This is a genomic window from Catellatospora paridis (assembly GCF_009720365.1).
GTDB classification, from domain to species: Bacteria; Actinomycetota; Actinomycetes; order Mycobacteriales; family Micromonosporaceae; genus Catellatospora; species Catellatospora paridis.
In genome coordinates, this window is sequence record NZ_ML769312.1 from 218,133 (window position 1) to 231,545 (window position 13,413).

The 13,413-nt window shown below is 72.3% G+C and carries 12 protein-coding genes; 5 read left to right on the plus strand and 7 right to left on the minus strand.

From position 1 onward, the window contains the following. Positions 1-2 precede the first annotated feature (2 nt). Complete coding sequence (locus F9C41_RS00895; protein ID WP_155384650.1) at positions 3-947, minus strand: acyltransferase domain-containing protein; 945 nt, start codon at positions 945-947, stop codon at positions 3-5. Between the two features lie 126 nt (positions 948-1,073). Here F9C41_RS00895 and F9C41_RS00900 point away from each other — a divergent pair, with 126 nt between their 5' ends. Further along, entirely contained in the window at positions 1,074-1,517 is a 444-nt protein-coding gene (locus F9C41_RS00900; protein WP_155384651.1) for a SitI3 family protein, read from the plus strand. Between the two features lie 52 nt (positions 1,518-1,569). Here F9C41_RS00900 and F9C41_RS00905 read toward each other — a convergent pair whose 3' ends face one another. Together F9C41_RS00905 and F9C41_RS00910 are read right to left on the minus strand one after the other, a co-directional pair. Next, entirely contained in the window at positions 1,570-3,618 is a 2,049-nt protein-coding gene (locus F9C41_RS00905; RefSeq protein ID WP_155384652.1) for a HEAT repeat domain-containing protein, read from the minus strand. A gap of 110 nt (positions 3,619-3,728) precedes the next feature. Then, positions 3,729-4,493, minus strand: a complete 765-nt coding sequence (locus tag F9C41_RS00910) for an alpha/beta fold hydrolase (RefSeq protein WP_155384653.1) — start codon at positions 4,491-4,493, stop codon at positions 3,729-3,731. Positions 4,494-4,721: 228 nt separating this feature from the next. Between F9C41_RS00910 and F9C41_RS00915 the strand changes: the two genes are divergently transcribed. Then, positions 4,722-5,603: a hypothetical protein gene (locus tag F9C41_RS00915; RefSeq protein WP_155384654.1), complete on the plus strand. Its 882-nt coding sequence runs from the start codon at positions 4,722-4,724 to the stop codon at positions 5,601-5,603. 53 nt (positions 5,604-5,656) lie between these two features. Here the strand turns inward: F9C41_RS00915 and F9C41_RS00920 are convergent, their stop codons facing one another. Then, a complete protein-coding gene (locus F9C41_RS00920) occupies positions 5,657-7,468 on the minus strand; it encodes a protein kinase domain-containing protein (RefSeq protein WP_155384655.1) in 1,812 nt (603 codons plus the stop codon). 329 nt (positions 7,469-7,797) lie between these two features. Between F9C41_RS00920 and F9C41_RS00925 the strand changes: the two genes are divergently transcribed. Continuing rightward, on the plus strand, positions 7,798-8,544 hold the full coding sequence (locus F9C41_RS00925; protein WP_155384656.1) for a YqeB family protein: 747 nt from the start codon (positions 7,798-7,800) through the stop codon (positions 8,542-8,544). A gap of 124 nt (positions 8,545-8,668) precedes the next feature. On the opposite strand, the gene F9C41_RS00930 is transcribed toward F9C41_RS00925, so the two are convergent. Both F9C41_RS00930 and F9C41_RS00935 read right to left on the minus strand, forming a co-directional pair. Further along, on the minus strand, positions 8,669-9,763 hold the full coding sequence (locus F9C41_RS00930) for a DUF1996 domain-containing protein (protein WP_196279568.1): 1,095 nt from the start codon (positions 9,761-9,763) through the stop codon (positions 8,669-8,671). Positions 9,764-9,794: 31 nt separating this feature from the next. Continuing rightward, positions 9,795-10,406, minus strand: a complete 612-nt coding sequence (locus tag F9C41_RS00935) for a hypothetical protein (RefSeq protein WP_155384658.1) — start codon at positions 10,404-10,406, stop codon at positions 9,795-9,797. A gap of 172 nt (positions 10,407-10,578) precedes the next feature. On the opposite strand from F9C41_RS00935, the gene F9C41_RS00940 reads away from it, so the two are divergent. Next, the gene (locus F9C41_RS00940; RefSeq protein ID WP_155384659.1) at positions 10,579-11,739 is read left to right on the plus strand and encodes a DUF1996 domain-containing protein; all 1,161 of its coding nucleotides are present in this window, start codon (positions 10,579-10,581) and stop codon (positions 11,737-11,739) included. 28 nt (positions 11,740-11,767) lie between these two features. On the opposite strand, the gene F9C41_RS00945 is transcribed toward F9C41_RS00940, so the two are convergent. Beyond that, on the minus strand, positions 11,768-12,478 hold the full coding sequence (locus F9C41_RS00945) for a siderophore-interacting protein (protein ID WP_196279569.1): 711 nt from the start codon (positions 12,476-12,478) through the stop codon (positions 11,768-11,770). A 118-nt stretch (positions 12,479-12,596) separates the two neighbouring features. Here F9C41_RS00945 and F9C41_RS00950 point away from each other — a divergent pair, with 118 nt between their 5' ends. Next, positions 12,597-13,373, plus strand: a complete 777-nt coding sequence (locus tag F9C41_RS00950) for a helix-turn-helix transcriptional regulator (protein WP_155384661.1) — start codon at positions 12,597-12,599, stop codon at positions 13,371-13,373. The last annotated feature ends 40 nt before the right edge of the window (positions 13,374-13,413 follow it).

Sequence of the window (13,413 nt, forward strand, 5' to 3'; positions counted from 1 at the left end):
GATCAGATCGGGAAGCTGCCGCGACGCCAGCGCCAGTGGCGGCCTGCCTGCAGGTGGTCGACGGCTGCGCGTTGGAGCACGGTGTGGCGGGGCAGCTGGTCGAGCGGCGTGGTCAGGGACCGGAACACGAATCGCAGCACCTCCACGTCGGCGTCGAGTCCCTCCGGCTCCTCGTAGGGCTCCAGCTCGAACCTCTGCTGGAACCGGATGATGTTGGAGTCCTCGGGCAGGTAGTCCAGCAACTGCGGATCGAGCAGCCACGAGCCGCAGGTGAACGCCGTGAAGTGCTGGTCGGGAAAGTGGCGCGGGAAGAACGCGCGGGCCTCGTCGAGCGACGCCGAGACCGCCTCCGGGGTCAGCGGTCCCGACTCGGGGATGTGCAGGCCGATGGCGGTGTCGCCAGGGTGGTACTGCAGCCGGCCGAGCTCGTAGATGCTGCCGCGCGCGTGCAGCGACAGCCAGCTCTGCATGACCGGCCAGCCCTCGCGGTGCATCCGCCGGTCGATCGCGAGGCTGCGGCCCAGGTCCGCGAGAGACGCCCATGTAACGGCCTCGGCGACGCCGTGGTCGCGGTGGTATCCCATGACGACGTCGACCAGCGCCAGGTACGTGTACACATAGAGATGCCGCCACGCGGGACCCCGGTCGCGCGGCAGCTCCGGACCGGGCGGCAGCCAGCCGTGGCCCCCGAGATCGGCGCGGACCAGGGCGATCGAGCGGTCGAGCAGCCAGCGCAGCTCAGGAGTCCACAGCGGCGAGTCGGGGTCGGGCCAGCCCGCCATGATCTCGGCGGCGTCGTCCGGCCGCACCGCGAGCCGGTCGAGGATCTCGGGCGCATCGGTCTTGGCGGGCAGCGGGGCCGACGGCAGGTCGCCGGCGAGCCGGTGCACGCGTTCGACCTCCGCGACGGGCACCCCGAGCAGGGCGGCGGTGCGGTCCAGATCCACGCGGACGACCCTACCGGACAGCGCAGCGGCTTCTCCAGGCCGAACCTGGCTCGACTGATCCGCACGGGGCCGCCGCCGTGCCCTCCGTAGGACAGAATCGGCACCGGACGAATCCGGAGGTTCGCGGTGGGCATCGACTACACCTTGACGCTCGCGGGCGACCTGCCGGTCGAGCAGCTCGCCCAGCGGGCGCTGCCCGACCCGGCCGAGCGTCCGGCCGGGACGCCGCCGCTGCTGAGCGTCAACCTGGACGCCGCACGTGGCTTCGCGGTGAGCGTGCTCGCGCGCCGCAACGGCTACTTCGACGTCACGGCCGACCACGGCCAGTGGGTGTGGAAGCCGAAGCTGTACGTGTCACTGACCTTCCACATGGACAAGCAGGCCGACCCGGTCTGGGCGGTCGGCGGAATGCTCGACGTCGTGGGCCGCGTGCTGCACACCGGCCCGGAGGACGCGACGCTGGTCCTGAACGGCGACTGGCTGCTGCTACACCGCGAAGGCGGCACGCTCGTCCGTCACCGGGAGTCCTGGTGGGACAGCTACGGCGTCGGCGGCGTGTTCGCCTCGTGAGCCGACCCGGCGCACACCATCCGCACGACGACCTCGCCGCGACGTGCCCCGGTCACGGCGCGCCGGACAGGCTCCGCACCGCGGCCCGCACGTGGTCGAGGAACTCCTCGTCCGGCCCGCACGGGTCGCCGACGTTGACACCGTTGCGGGCCGACAGGCGGCGCACCTCGGCCAGCTCCTCGTGCAGCAGCGGCAGGCAGTCCGCCGCGGCCGGACCCATCGCCGCCCACGTGCACACGATCGAGGTGCGGGTCAGCAGGCGCGTCTGCCACTGCCTGGTCAGCACCGGCTGCACCGCGGCGACGTCGCCGGTGACCCGCCACAGCGCACGGGCCACGTCGACGTGCTGCCATCCGGCAGCGGTGTCCTTGCGGCGCAGCAGTCGCCGCAGCGCGGTCACGGCCGCGGGCGGCGCGGCCCCGATCTCCGCGAGCGCCTCGGCCGCGCCGCGGACCGCGCTGACGTCACCGCCCAGCAGGCCGGTAAGCCACGAGGCCGCCCGCGCCGCGTCACCGTCGATCCGCCACGCCGCGACCGCGGCGGCCGGGGCGAGCCGGTGGTCGCCGGTGGCGGCGATCCGGTGCAGCAGCGGCAGGGCGTCGGCGGCGGCGGGGCCGTACGCCCCGATCGCGGCCAGCGTCCACGGACCGGGCGCCTTGGCGAGCAGCTCGGGCAGGGCCTCGGCCCCCCGCGGGCCGACCGAGCGCAGCGCGACCGAGAGGGGGACGATCCGCTCGTCGCCGTCCGGCAGCGCGGCCAGCCGCCGCCGGACCGCCGGCACCAGATCGGCGGCGCGTTCGCCCAGCCCGGACATCAGGTATCCCACGTTGCGGGGCATCTCCTCCTGCTCCAGCGCCCAGGCCACGACCGGCAGCACGCGGGCGTCCCCGAGCCGGGCGAGGGTGGCCGGGACCGGCCCGAGCGTCGGCAGGCCGTGCCCCCAGCGCGTCACCCAGGCCGTGTGCCGGTCGTCGCGGTCCCAGGTGGCCTCCCGCGCGGCGGCGGCGAGCACGTCGGCCAGCGCGTCGGCGGCCGGGGCGGCCAGGCGGCCGAGTCCGTCCAGGACGCTCACGGCGCGGCGGCGCAGCTCCCCGTACGGGCCGGTGAGCTGCTCGCCGACGAGCCCGGCCAGTTCGGCATACGTGCCGCGCCAGCCCTGGGTGAGGTTGAGCGCCGGGTACATGGCGTCCAGGCGGCGTTCCCAGTCGTCGGCGGCCAGCAGGTTCGTCAGCAGCGCGGTGCGCTCGCCGACCCGGTCGCCGAACGAGTTCGCGACGGCACGGACCAGCCCGTCGAGGGCGGCCCGGCTGCGCTGGCGGTCGGCGGCCTCCCGCTGCTCGCGGACGGCTCCGATGAGGGTGGCGGTGCGGAAACCGGCCGGCGCGGGCGGTTCGCCGTGCTCGGCATAGCCGGCGTCGAGCAGGTCGAGAGCGGTGGCCAGGTCGAGCCGGCCGGCCGCCGCGGGCAGCGTGTTGAGCTCGGCGAACAGCGCCAGCCGGACGCGGGGGTCGGGCTCGGTGGCGAGCAGGCCGGCCACCCAGCCGGCGACGCCCGCGGCATGCCGTTCCCGGCCCAGGTCGGCGACAGCGGCGACGATCGCGGCCCGCACCGCGGGCTCGGGCTCGCCGGTGTAGCGGGTGCGCAGGAACGATGCCGTGTCGGAGCCGCGCGACCGGCAGGAGCGCAGGGCGTTCACGGCAGCGGCCCGCACCGCCGGGTCGTCGTCGGCGGCCAGCGCGCACCAGAACGGGAACTGGGCGGTGACCAGTTCGCGCGCCTGCGCGGCGAACCCGCGAAGGTGACCGTCGTGGCTGCCGCCGCCGATGCTCGCGACCAGTTCCACGACCTCGGCGCGGCCCGGCCGGTCGGAGCCGCAGATCCGCAGCAGGAACGGGATCGCCTCGACGGTGCAGCGATACACGTCGCCCTGGTGGTGCACGACGCCGTACATCGCGTCGAGGGCCTGCTCGCGTGCCGCCGGGTCGGTGTCGGCCAGCCCGCGGATCAGCTCGGGCACGTCGCCTGCCCGCCCGTAGGCGTGGGTCATCCGGCCCCAGGAGATCGTGTCCAGCCCCACGAACAGCTCTGTGTCGTCGATCATGTCGTCCTCCGCGGCGGAGCATAGGCGCGGGGACCGACACCGGCCGGATGGCAGGCGGCCTCCATGCACCAGAGGTCGCCTGCCGCATAGTCAGCGGGCACCCGGCCCGGTCACGCCCTGAGGAACTTCTCGACCACCGACACCAGCGCCAGGGGAGTCTCCTCCATCGGGTAGTGGCCTGCGTCGGCCAGCACGGTCAGCTCGGCGTTCGGATACCACTGCAGCCAGGTGGCGCGCATGACGTCGGCCGACAGCGCCGGGTCCTGCCCGCCGGCGACGACCAGGACCGGCGTGGTGTTGCCCACGACCTCGGTATGGAAGTCGGTATGCGCCCAGGCGTGCAGGTAGGCGCGGAACGCCTCGACGTTGGAGTTGCCGACCGAGTACGCCGTCATCTCATCCAGCCACGTCGCGGGCAGCCGGCCACCGGTGGTGAAGTCGATGATCGCCCGCCGGTTGCCCGCCTCGTCGGCGGCCCCGGTGAACAGCGCCCAGCCCTGCTCGTCGAACGGCACGCCGGAGGCGGGCACCGGATTGACACCGACCAGCCTGCGCACCCGGCCGGGCGCGTCCAGCATGACCCGCTGGATGACACTGCCGCCCATCGAGTGCCCGACCATGGAGAAGTCGTCCCAGCCGAGCTTGTCGGCCAGGGCGAGCACGTCGCCCGCGATCTCGGCGATGGTGTGCTCGCCGGACAGGTCGCGGGCCTGGCCGTAGCCGCGGTAGTCGGCGAAGACGTAGGTGAAGGCGCCGCCGTCGAGATAGGGCACGACCTTCGCGAAGGCCCGGCGGTCACCGAACCAGCCGTGCAGGACGATGACGCGGTGCGGGCCGGAGCCGTGCACGTCGTGCGGAAGGGCGACTGATGACATGGGATCTCCCTCGCCGATCGAATGATGACGCCCGGACTCGGGCAGGTCAGTTTAGAAGTCGGGCGACTGGCGACGGAACAACTCCCAGGCGTGGCGCGTGTGTCGTCCTGTCGACCCGCGGCACTGCCCAGGGGTGGACTTCCTGGCACATGTCGACGGTGGCGGACCGTGCGGCCTGTCGCATCGAGGCACGTTGACGCCGCCTGTGCCGCTGATTAGTTTCAGCTCATGACGGTGCGCCGCGATGTGCCTTTCTGGTCCGGTCCGCTGGTGGCGGGCGTGCTCGGCGTGCTGCTGGCCTCGGCTCAGGTGACGGGGGCACTCGCCATCGGGGCGCTGAACTTCGACCGACGGTTCGACGCGGGCAGCGACAACGATTGGCTGTTGAACTACCGCAGCACGTTGTGGTTCTGCGCGAGCGCGGTCGTCATCGCCGTGCTGCTGACCCGGGTGGTGCTCGACAGCCCGGTGTGGGCGGCGGTCGTGGCGGCGGCGCTGGGCGCGGGCGCCGTCGTGCCCTATCTCACGGCACGGGCGGGCCGGGCACAGCACCTCAACCTGGTCGACTCCGCGTCGGCCTCGATCGCCGAGGCGGCGGTCGTGGGTGTGGCGATCGGCGTGGTCACCAGCGTGATCGTCGGCAGGCTCGCCGCATCTGCCCGGGTGCCGGCATCGGGTGCCGTCGTGGGCGCGGCGGTGGTCTGGATCCTGCTGGGCGTCAGTGCGAACGCGATCGCGATCGACCCGCCGGTCCTCGGCGCGCTGGAACTCGAACTCGCGTACGGCGCGCGGGTCGACACCTCGCTGGGCTCGGCACTGCTGGTCGGACCGGTGATCGCGGCGCTGGTCTGCCTGCTCGTCCGCCGGGAGTCGACAGCGGCGCTGGTCGTCGCGGGACTGCTCACGGTGAGCAGTGTCGCGGCGGCGATCCTGGCGACCGCGATCGCCGGCCCGACCCCGTCCGGAGACCACAGTGACGTGGGACTTTCCGTGCTCGGTCCGCTGCTGCTGGGCGGTCTGCTCGCGTACGGCCTGCTCGCGGTGGTGGCCCGCTACCGGGGGCGGAGCCGGCAGTCCGCTGCGTCCGTAGCTGCCGGATCCCCTGAGTGAGCACACCGGTGCCGTGACAGTCCACCCGTGAACCGTGGAGGGGAGTCAGCGGCTCAGGGCGGGCTCCAGCGCTGGTTCGCCTGGTAGTTCGGGTTGCAGGTCCAGATCTGCAGCCGGGTGCCGTCGGCGCTGGACTGGTCCGTGGCGTCCAGGCACGTGCCGGAGGCGGGATTGACCAGGTGACGGGTGGCGCTGTCGTACACCCAGCGCTGGTTCGCCAGGCCGGAACCGCAGGACCAGAGCCGCACCGCCGCGCCGTCGTAGGTGCCGCCGTCCTGCACGTCGAGGCACTTTCCGAGCGCCCGTACGGTGCCGTCGGCTCTCATGGTCCAGGACTGGGCGGCGGTGCCGTTGCAGGTGTAGATGACGATCGGGGTGCCGTCGGCGCGGGCGGCGCCGGAGACGTCGACGCACTTGCCGCCGATGCCGGTGATCTCACCGATGTGGCTCACCGCTGGAGGTGCGGCCGGTGGGCTGGTGTTCGTGGTGGGCGAAGGGCTCGGCAGCGGCGATCGCGAGGGTGCGCCGGAAGGCTGCACCGACGTGCCCGGTGTCGTGGTCGCGGCTGGTGACGGGGGCGCGGACGGGGCCGGTCGCGCCTTCGGCGAGGCCTGCTGGGAGCCGGCCAGCGGTGCAGCGGCCGGCGGGACGCCGGTGGCGTCGGCGAACCGGGTGTCCGGCAGGTCCGGGCTGCGCCACGTCATCGCGCCGACGCCCACCCCGAGCAGCAGGATCAGCGCCGCGGCCGCCGGCAGCGCCACCCGCGGCAGAAGGCTACGGCCGGGCCTGGTGCCGCGGCCGGCCGGTATCGGCGTGACGTCGCCGGTGCTGTCTGCGGTGTGCAGCTCGACGCTCGGGGCTGGGCGCGGCGTGGGTGGTGGGGTGGGCGCGGCCCACGACGGCACGTCGGGCACGACGGCTTCGGAGTTGGGTCGGTCGGGCGTGGAGGAGTCCGGCGAACCGATCGCAGGCGGGGGTGCCGGGTTCGCGCCGGTCGCTTCACCGGTACGGGGCTGTGCGGCAGGCGGGGACTCGTGGCGGGCCGCGGCGACCGCGGTGCGCAGCAGCGCCTCGGCCTGCTCGGCGTCGATGCGCCGGTCGGGATCCTTCTGAAGCAGGCCTTCCAGCACCGGCGCCAGAGCTCCGGCCCGCACCGGGCGCGGCGGTTGCTCGGTCACCAGCGCGGCGATCGTCGCCGCGGGCGACGGCCGGTCGAAGACCAGCCTGCCTTCGACGGCGGTGAACAAGGTTGCGCCCAACGCCCACAGGTCGGCGGCGGGACCGCCGCGGTCGCCGCCGACGCGCTCGGGGGCGAGATAGGCGGGCGACCCCACGACCATGCCGGTGCGGGTCACGGAGGAGTCCGCCGACTGGTGAGTGGCCAGGTCGAAGTCGGTCAGCAGCACTCGTCCGTCGTCGGCGAGCAGCACGTTGGCGGGCTTGACGTCGCGGTGCAGGATGCCCGCGCGGTGGGCCGCGCTCAGCGCACCCAGCAGTGCGAGTCCGATGTCGGCGGCCCGCCGGGCGGAGATCGGCCCGTCGGCCGCGAGCACCTGGTGCAGTGATCTCGCGCGGACCAGTTCCATCACGATCCACGGCTCGCCCTGGTGCGGGATCACGTCGTACACCTGGATCACGTTGAGGTGGCTCAGCTGCGCGACGGCCCGGGCTTCGCGCAGGCTGCGGTCGCGGGTGGCCTTGCGCTCCTCCTCGGTCAGGTGGGCCGGTGCGAGCAGTTCCTTGATCGCCACGAACCGCTGGAGGTACTCGTCCCGGGCCCGCCAGACGCGACCCTGCCCGCCCTGGCCGATGACGTCGAGAAGCTGATATCGATAGGCCAGCAATTTCTTGGATGAGTCGTGCACCGCGGAAGGATACACGCGGTGAGAAGTGCGTCCACTGTCGCTGTAGAGGGCTGTCCGGTGTGCAGATTAACGGCGGGTAAAGAGTTTCCGCACGCTTGCTACCTGCTACAACGAGCATCATGAATAGCCTGATCGGCGTTGGCTGTTGAATATCAGTGAATCGTGATCGGGTGACGTGCGTCGCATCGGTGAGCGCCTTGTCCGGCAGAGCTGAATGCTATTCGCATTAACTGTGGGGGGCGAAGCCCGGCACGACCGCGGCCCCGGCGCGGAGGCGGCAGACACGTCCGCGACAATGCTGGCTTTGATCACCTTCAGGGAGATGACGTATGGGTCCGAACAAGACCGAGGCGATCAAGCCGTCTCGGCTCAGGGTGTCGACCAGAAGGGTCGCGGGGCTGTGGGCCACGTGTGTCGTCATCGGAGCCGGGCTCGGCTGGGCGCTGCGTGCGGTGTCGGAATGGGCGGCATCCGTCGACGGCATGCCGCTGCGTGACTGGGTCTCGGTGCTCGCCAAGGTGCCGGACCCGTACGGGACCGTGCTCTGCCTGCTGCTCGGCGTGGGCTTCGGCGCGGAGGTGGCCCGTCGCACGCTGAAGGACTCGGTCGCGGTGTCCGTGCAGCAGGATCGGGTCATCTGGCGGGCCGGCAGCAAGTCCCGGCGGATCGCCCGTGCCGAGATCTCGGCCGTCTACCTCGACGGCGTCGACGACCTCGTGTTCCTCGGCACCGACACCGGGGAGCTGGCCAGGGCGAACAACAACCTGAACGAGGACGCGGTCAAGCAGACGTTCCTGCGCCACGGCTACCCGTTCTTCGACGCCGATCCGCACCTGGAGCAGTTCATGCGCTGGGTCGAGGACCTGCCCGAGCTGTCCGCCACGGCCAACGCCCTGCTCAAGGCGCGACAGAAGGCGCTGGCGGACAACGCCGCCGACGACGCGGCCGAACTGCGCGCAGACCTGGCCAAGCTCGGCGTGATCGTCCGGCAGAACGACGATCGCCAGTTCTACCGCCTGGTCGGCAAGCGGGCCGCCGAGGAAACCGGTGCTCACCTGGACAAGGCGCCGGTGTAGCCGGGCGCATCGTGCTCGGTCGCCGACCGGGTCAGCCGCGGGATGCTTCACGCGGCTGACCCGGTCGGCGGCTGGCGCACGGCTCAGGCGGGCGACGTCCGGGCCGGCGATTCCTTGCAGCGAATCAGAAACCGCCGGCGGCGTTGCACTTGACGCCCTGGTTGAGGCAGTTGCGGACCCGGGCGGCGAGCGCGTCCTCGTCCCAGCCGTTGAAGAAGTCGGCGTGCATGGAGAACGAGTTGCCCGATGACAGCGTGATGCCGTCGGTCTTCGCGCTGAGGTCCTTGTACGAGATGACGAACGACACCGACGGGATCGGGACCGGGTGGCTGCGCGGGCAGACCCCGGTGTGCAGCGCGCCGGACATGTGCGCCTTGTGGTCGGGGCTGTCCAGGTGCTTGCCGTCCCAGCAGTCCGGGAAGGTGATCTGCCGGACGATGTGCGCGGTGGACGCGCAGACGGGGAAGACGCCGTCGGCGGACCGCCCCACCTCGCCGCCGATCCCGGCACACCAGAACCGGTTGCCGTTCGGGTCCGACTTCTTCTTCGCGTCGCCCTCGATCATGCGCAGCCCGTACGGGAACGGCTGGGTCTTGGCGGGGTCCTTCAGCCGCGAGCCGTAGTAGACGGTGATCTCGTCCGGGTTGATCACGCGGCCGTTCTGGTACAGCGTCGGGATCCAGTAACCGGATCTGTCCTGCTGGGGGTTGCAGCTGGTCGCGCCGGCGCGCAGCGACGCGGCGGTGGTGTGGCTGTCGGTGCTCTTGTTGCCCCAGAAGGTGTGGTTGTGCGACGCGCCGGGCAGGCCGGGGAAGACGATCGGGTCGTCGTCGCCGTGGTGGCTGACGGTGCAGGTCGCGTGGAACTCGGGGACCTGCACCGGCTTGCCGGTCACCTTGCGCGGCGTGCGGGCGAAGAACGCCGCGGTACGGGCCTTCTGCTCGTCGGGGTCGACGGCGACCCAGCCCGGCTTGGCCGGGATCGACGACGGTTTCGCCGCGGGGGAGACCGCCGACGGCACGGCCGAAGGCGTCGCCGCCGCACCCGCCAGGGTCGCCGCCGCTTCGGGTGTGGACGCCTCACCGGCGTCGGTGACGATGAACGAGACCACCGCGATCGCCAGCACGACCGGTGCCGCGATCAGGACCGGGCCGAGGCGGCCGAGCCGGGTCGCCCAGCCGCGGTCGCGGGGGGTCAGTGCCGAGTGTTCGGTACGCAAAGCTTCTCCCGCGTCGAGTGCGCCACCGGGCTCATGCCGGATGGCTGCTGAGGAATCCGATCGTCATCGCGCCCCACCAGCCGCCCTGGGACACCAGGGCCGCCAGCACCGAGCGCAGCAGCAGCAACCGGGGAACAGGCCCGGTGAACGCGGCGATCCTGCGGTGCAGCGCGGTGGCCTGGACCCCGTTGAGCGCCACGAGCAGCACCAGCAGCAGCTTGATCTGGGTGAGTGTGGCGCCCAGGTCTGGCCGCAGCAGGCCGCCGCTGGCCGCCATACCGGCCAGGCCCAGCCAGATCAGCAGGTGCACCTGGTCGGCGACGGCCAGCACCTGCCGCAGCTGGCAGCGCCGCAGCAACCACTTCAGGGCGAACCAGTCGACCGCGACCACCGCGCCGAACCCGACGACCAGGCACGCCAGGTGCACGAACAGCGCCACCCGGTGCAGCGCCGGGTTCGCCGGCACGAGGGTCGACTCCGCGAGCACCGCCAGCCACGTCACGGTGATCACGATGGCGACCAGGCCCGGCGACGGCGAGGCCGAGCCGGTCAGCCTGGCCCGCAGACCAGGCCGGTGGCGGCCGCGGACCTCCGGTGGCGGCTGCTCGCCGGTCGCCGGGTGGCTGGGCGTCAGGGCGTTCACGGAGGTCATCTTCCACTGCCGCCGCGCGGCCGGGAAGGGCGGGGAAGGGTCTGTCGAGAACACCCTGGCCGACCGTCCTTTGTGCTGCGCGGTTCTGGGGCCGCCAGCGCAAGCGGCTAACATGCTGGCGGCCGTGCGAGTTCGGCCGCGTCGCATCTCCCGGGAGTCAGCCGTGTCGTACCAGATGATCGACGGGTCCGGCACGGGCCCGCAGCCGCGCCCCGGCCTGGTGGGCCGGCTGGCCCGCAACAGGCGCAACGTGTTCGTCGTCGGGTTGGGCCTGGCCGTCGTGACGGCCGTCGCGGCGGGAGCGGTGTTCGCGGCCGGCGCACCGGAACCGTCGAACGCCGCGGGCGGCCCCGAGCCCACCGCGCCGACGGCCGCGCCGGTGGCATCGGCATCGGCGGCGTCGCCGTCATCGAGTGCCGTGGCGACGAAGGCGCCGAAGCCCGGCTGGGTGCCCGTCGACCAGGCCGCGTGGCAGGCACAGGTCGACGCGTACCAGGCCAGGAAGATCGACCCGGTCCCGGCCGGGGTCGGCAACCTGCCGGAGTTCCGGGCCGACTGCACGTACAGCCACTCGCTGCCCGACGACCCGATCGTCGCCCCGGGACTGCCTGGCGCATCGCACATGCACTCCTTCGTAGGCAACAAGGGCGTCGACGCGCAGACCAAGGCCGCGGACCTGATGAAGTTCACGGCCACCACCTGCAAGCCGGTCGAGGACCACTCGTCGTACTGGGTGCCGACGCTCTACGACAACGCGACCGACAAGCCGGTCGAGACCACGGGCTTCCGGGTCTACTACCGCTCGCTGATGAACACCTCGGCGAACCAGCTGCCGATGCCCAACGGCCTGCGCATGATCGTCGGCGACGCCAAGAAGAGCAAGCCGACCCCGCGCGGCGCGGGCGGCCAGTTCTTCTGCGCCTACTACGGCCCCGGCGACGTCGACGGCGTGGCCCGCAGCGGCAACGGCAACTGGCCGATCTGCGACGGCAAGGCGACGCTGCACTACATCATGCAGTTCCCGGACTGCTGGGACGGCAAGAACCTGGACAGCCCCGACCACAAGGCGCACGTCTCGTTCGGCCGCGGCAACGCCTGCCCGCGCAGCCATCCCGTGAAGATCCCGGCGATCACCTTCGACATCGCGTACGGATCCCAGGGCAGCGCGGCGGGTTTCTACCTCGCCTCCGACAAGGACGGCAAGAGCGCCTCCTCGATGCACGGGGACGCGTTCGTGATGTGGGACGTCGACGCCATGAACAAGCGCACCAAGAACTGCGTCCAGCAGCGCCGGACCTGCGACAACTTCGGCTACCAGAAGTGAGGCCGGTCGCGGCGAGCGGCCGGCGGGTTCAGTCGAGGCCGGTGCGGCCCTCGGCCCAGTAGGCCTTGCCCGTCACCTGCACGGGTGTACGCGGCCAACCGCGGCTGTCGCGCCGTACGGCGTGCACCGTGGCCGCGTCACCGGTGACGACGAGCGCGCAAGCCGCCGGTACGGCGGCGTCGCGTGCCGCGCGCAGCAGCTCGACGCGGTCCGGGGTCTTCGCGACCACGGCCGCCCGTTCGATGATCCCCAGCTCGGCCAGGACACCGGTCAGGCCGGCGGGATCGCGTGCTTCGAAGACATGGGACACGTCGCCGGTCACGGTGCGCAGGGCGCAGGCCAGCGCGACGCTGGTCTCGTCCCCGACGAAGACCACCGGGCCGGCGGGTACGCGCAGGTCGATGGAGCGGCGCGGCCCGAAGACCTCGCACGGCCGGCCGACCGCCGCCTGCGCGAACCACTGCGCCGCCGGGCCGTCGCCATGGGTGTACGCGATCAGTTCCGTCACGCCACGTGCGTTGTCCCAGCTGACAGGCGTGTAGGTGCGCAGACCCATCGTGCCGCGGCGCGGCCGGAACTGGAGTTTCGCCCCGGGAGTCCAGGCGGCCTTGCGGAACGCGTCGGCGGTCAGTTCCATCCGCACGAACTCCGACGACAGGCGGCTGAGGCCGGTGACTTCGGCGTTGTCGAGCATGGCCCCGCCGGCAAGGTCGGCGAGGCGTTCGGCGAGTCCGGGCATGGGTTCCTTCATTCGAGAGCGGATTAGGCTTACCTAACGGTAGTGTGGCCGTCATGCGCTGTGCGGCCAATCGATACCCCGAAACGGCCAGCCCGGCTACGGCCGGAAGGATGGCGCAATGAGCGGTCCCGCGCGCCCGCTGTCGTCGCCTGCCGCAGCGGCACCTGCGAACTCGCCGATCCTGAGCATCTTCCACGGTGAGACCGGACCGTTCGACAGGTTCGCGGCGCACGCGCACCCTGAGCCCATCCTGATGTCGAGTTCCACCGCGACCCTCACCGTCCTGTCCCGGTCGCGCGACTGGCTGGTTCCGCCGGGGTACGGGTTGTGGGTTCCGGGCGGGGTCGAGCACGCCGTCGCGGGCCTGCGCGCCGGCGAACTCGCGGTGATCATGTTCGCGCCGGACCGCTGCCCGATCACCTGGACCGAGCCCACGGGTGTCCCGGTCGGACGGCTGCTCCGGGAGCTCATCGTGCACCTGCACCAGACCGGCGCCGACCAGCCGAGCCGCCGGCACGCCGAGGCGCTGGTCTTCGACCTGCTCACCCCGCTGCCCGCCCACCACGTGCACGTCACGATGCCGACCGACCCGCGAGCGGGCGCCGTCGCCGAACGGATCCTCGCGAACCCGGCCGACCAGCGGGAACTCGCCGCGTGGGCGGACCACGTGCACGCTAGCGTGCGAACCCTGTCGCGCCTGTTCGCCGGCGAGACCGGACTCAGCTTCGCCCGCTGGCGCACCCAGGTCCGCGTCCGCGCCGCGATCCAGCTGCTGGCCGATGGGACGGCGGTGGACGCCGTCGCCCGCGCCGTCGGCTACCGCAAGACCAGCGCGTTCATCGCCGCGTTCCGCCGCGCCACCGGTCACACACCCGGCACCTACACCCACCCGTAGGCCCGATCTCCGCCCCTCACGAGCTGCGTACGGCGTCGGG

Coding starts and splice junctions, on each gene's coding strand:
- F9C41_RS00910 (WP_155384653.1), bottom strand. CDS start 4,493: ATGTCATCAGTCGCCCTTCCGCACGACGTGCACGGCTCCGGCCCGCAC.
- F9C41_RS00905 (WP_155384652.1), bottom strand. CDS start 3,618: ATGATCGACGACACAGAGCTGTTCGTGGGGCTGGACACGATCTCCTGG.
- F9C41_RS00915 (WP_155384654.1), top strand. CDS start 4,722: ATGACGGTGCGCCGCGATGTGCCTTTCTGGTCCGGTCCGCTGGTGGCG.
- F9C41_RS00950 (WP_155384661.1), top strand. CDS start 12,597: ATGAGCGGTCCCGCGCGCCCGCTGTCGTCGCCTGCCGCAGCGGCACCT.
- F9C41_RS00925 (WP_155384656.1), top strand. CDS start 7,798: ATGGGTCCGAACAAGACCGAGGCGATCAAGCCGTCTCGGCTCAGGGTG.
- F9C41_RS00945 (WP_196279569.1), bottom strand. CDS start 12,478: ATGCCCGGACTCGCCGAACGCCTCGCCGACCTTGCCGGCGGGGCCATG.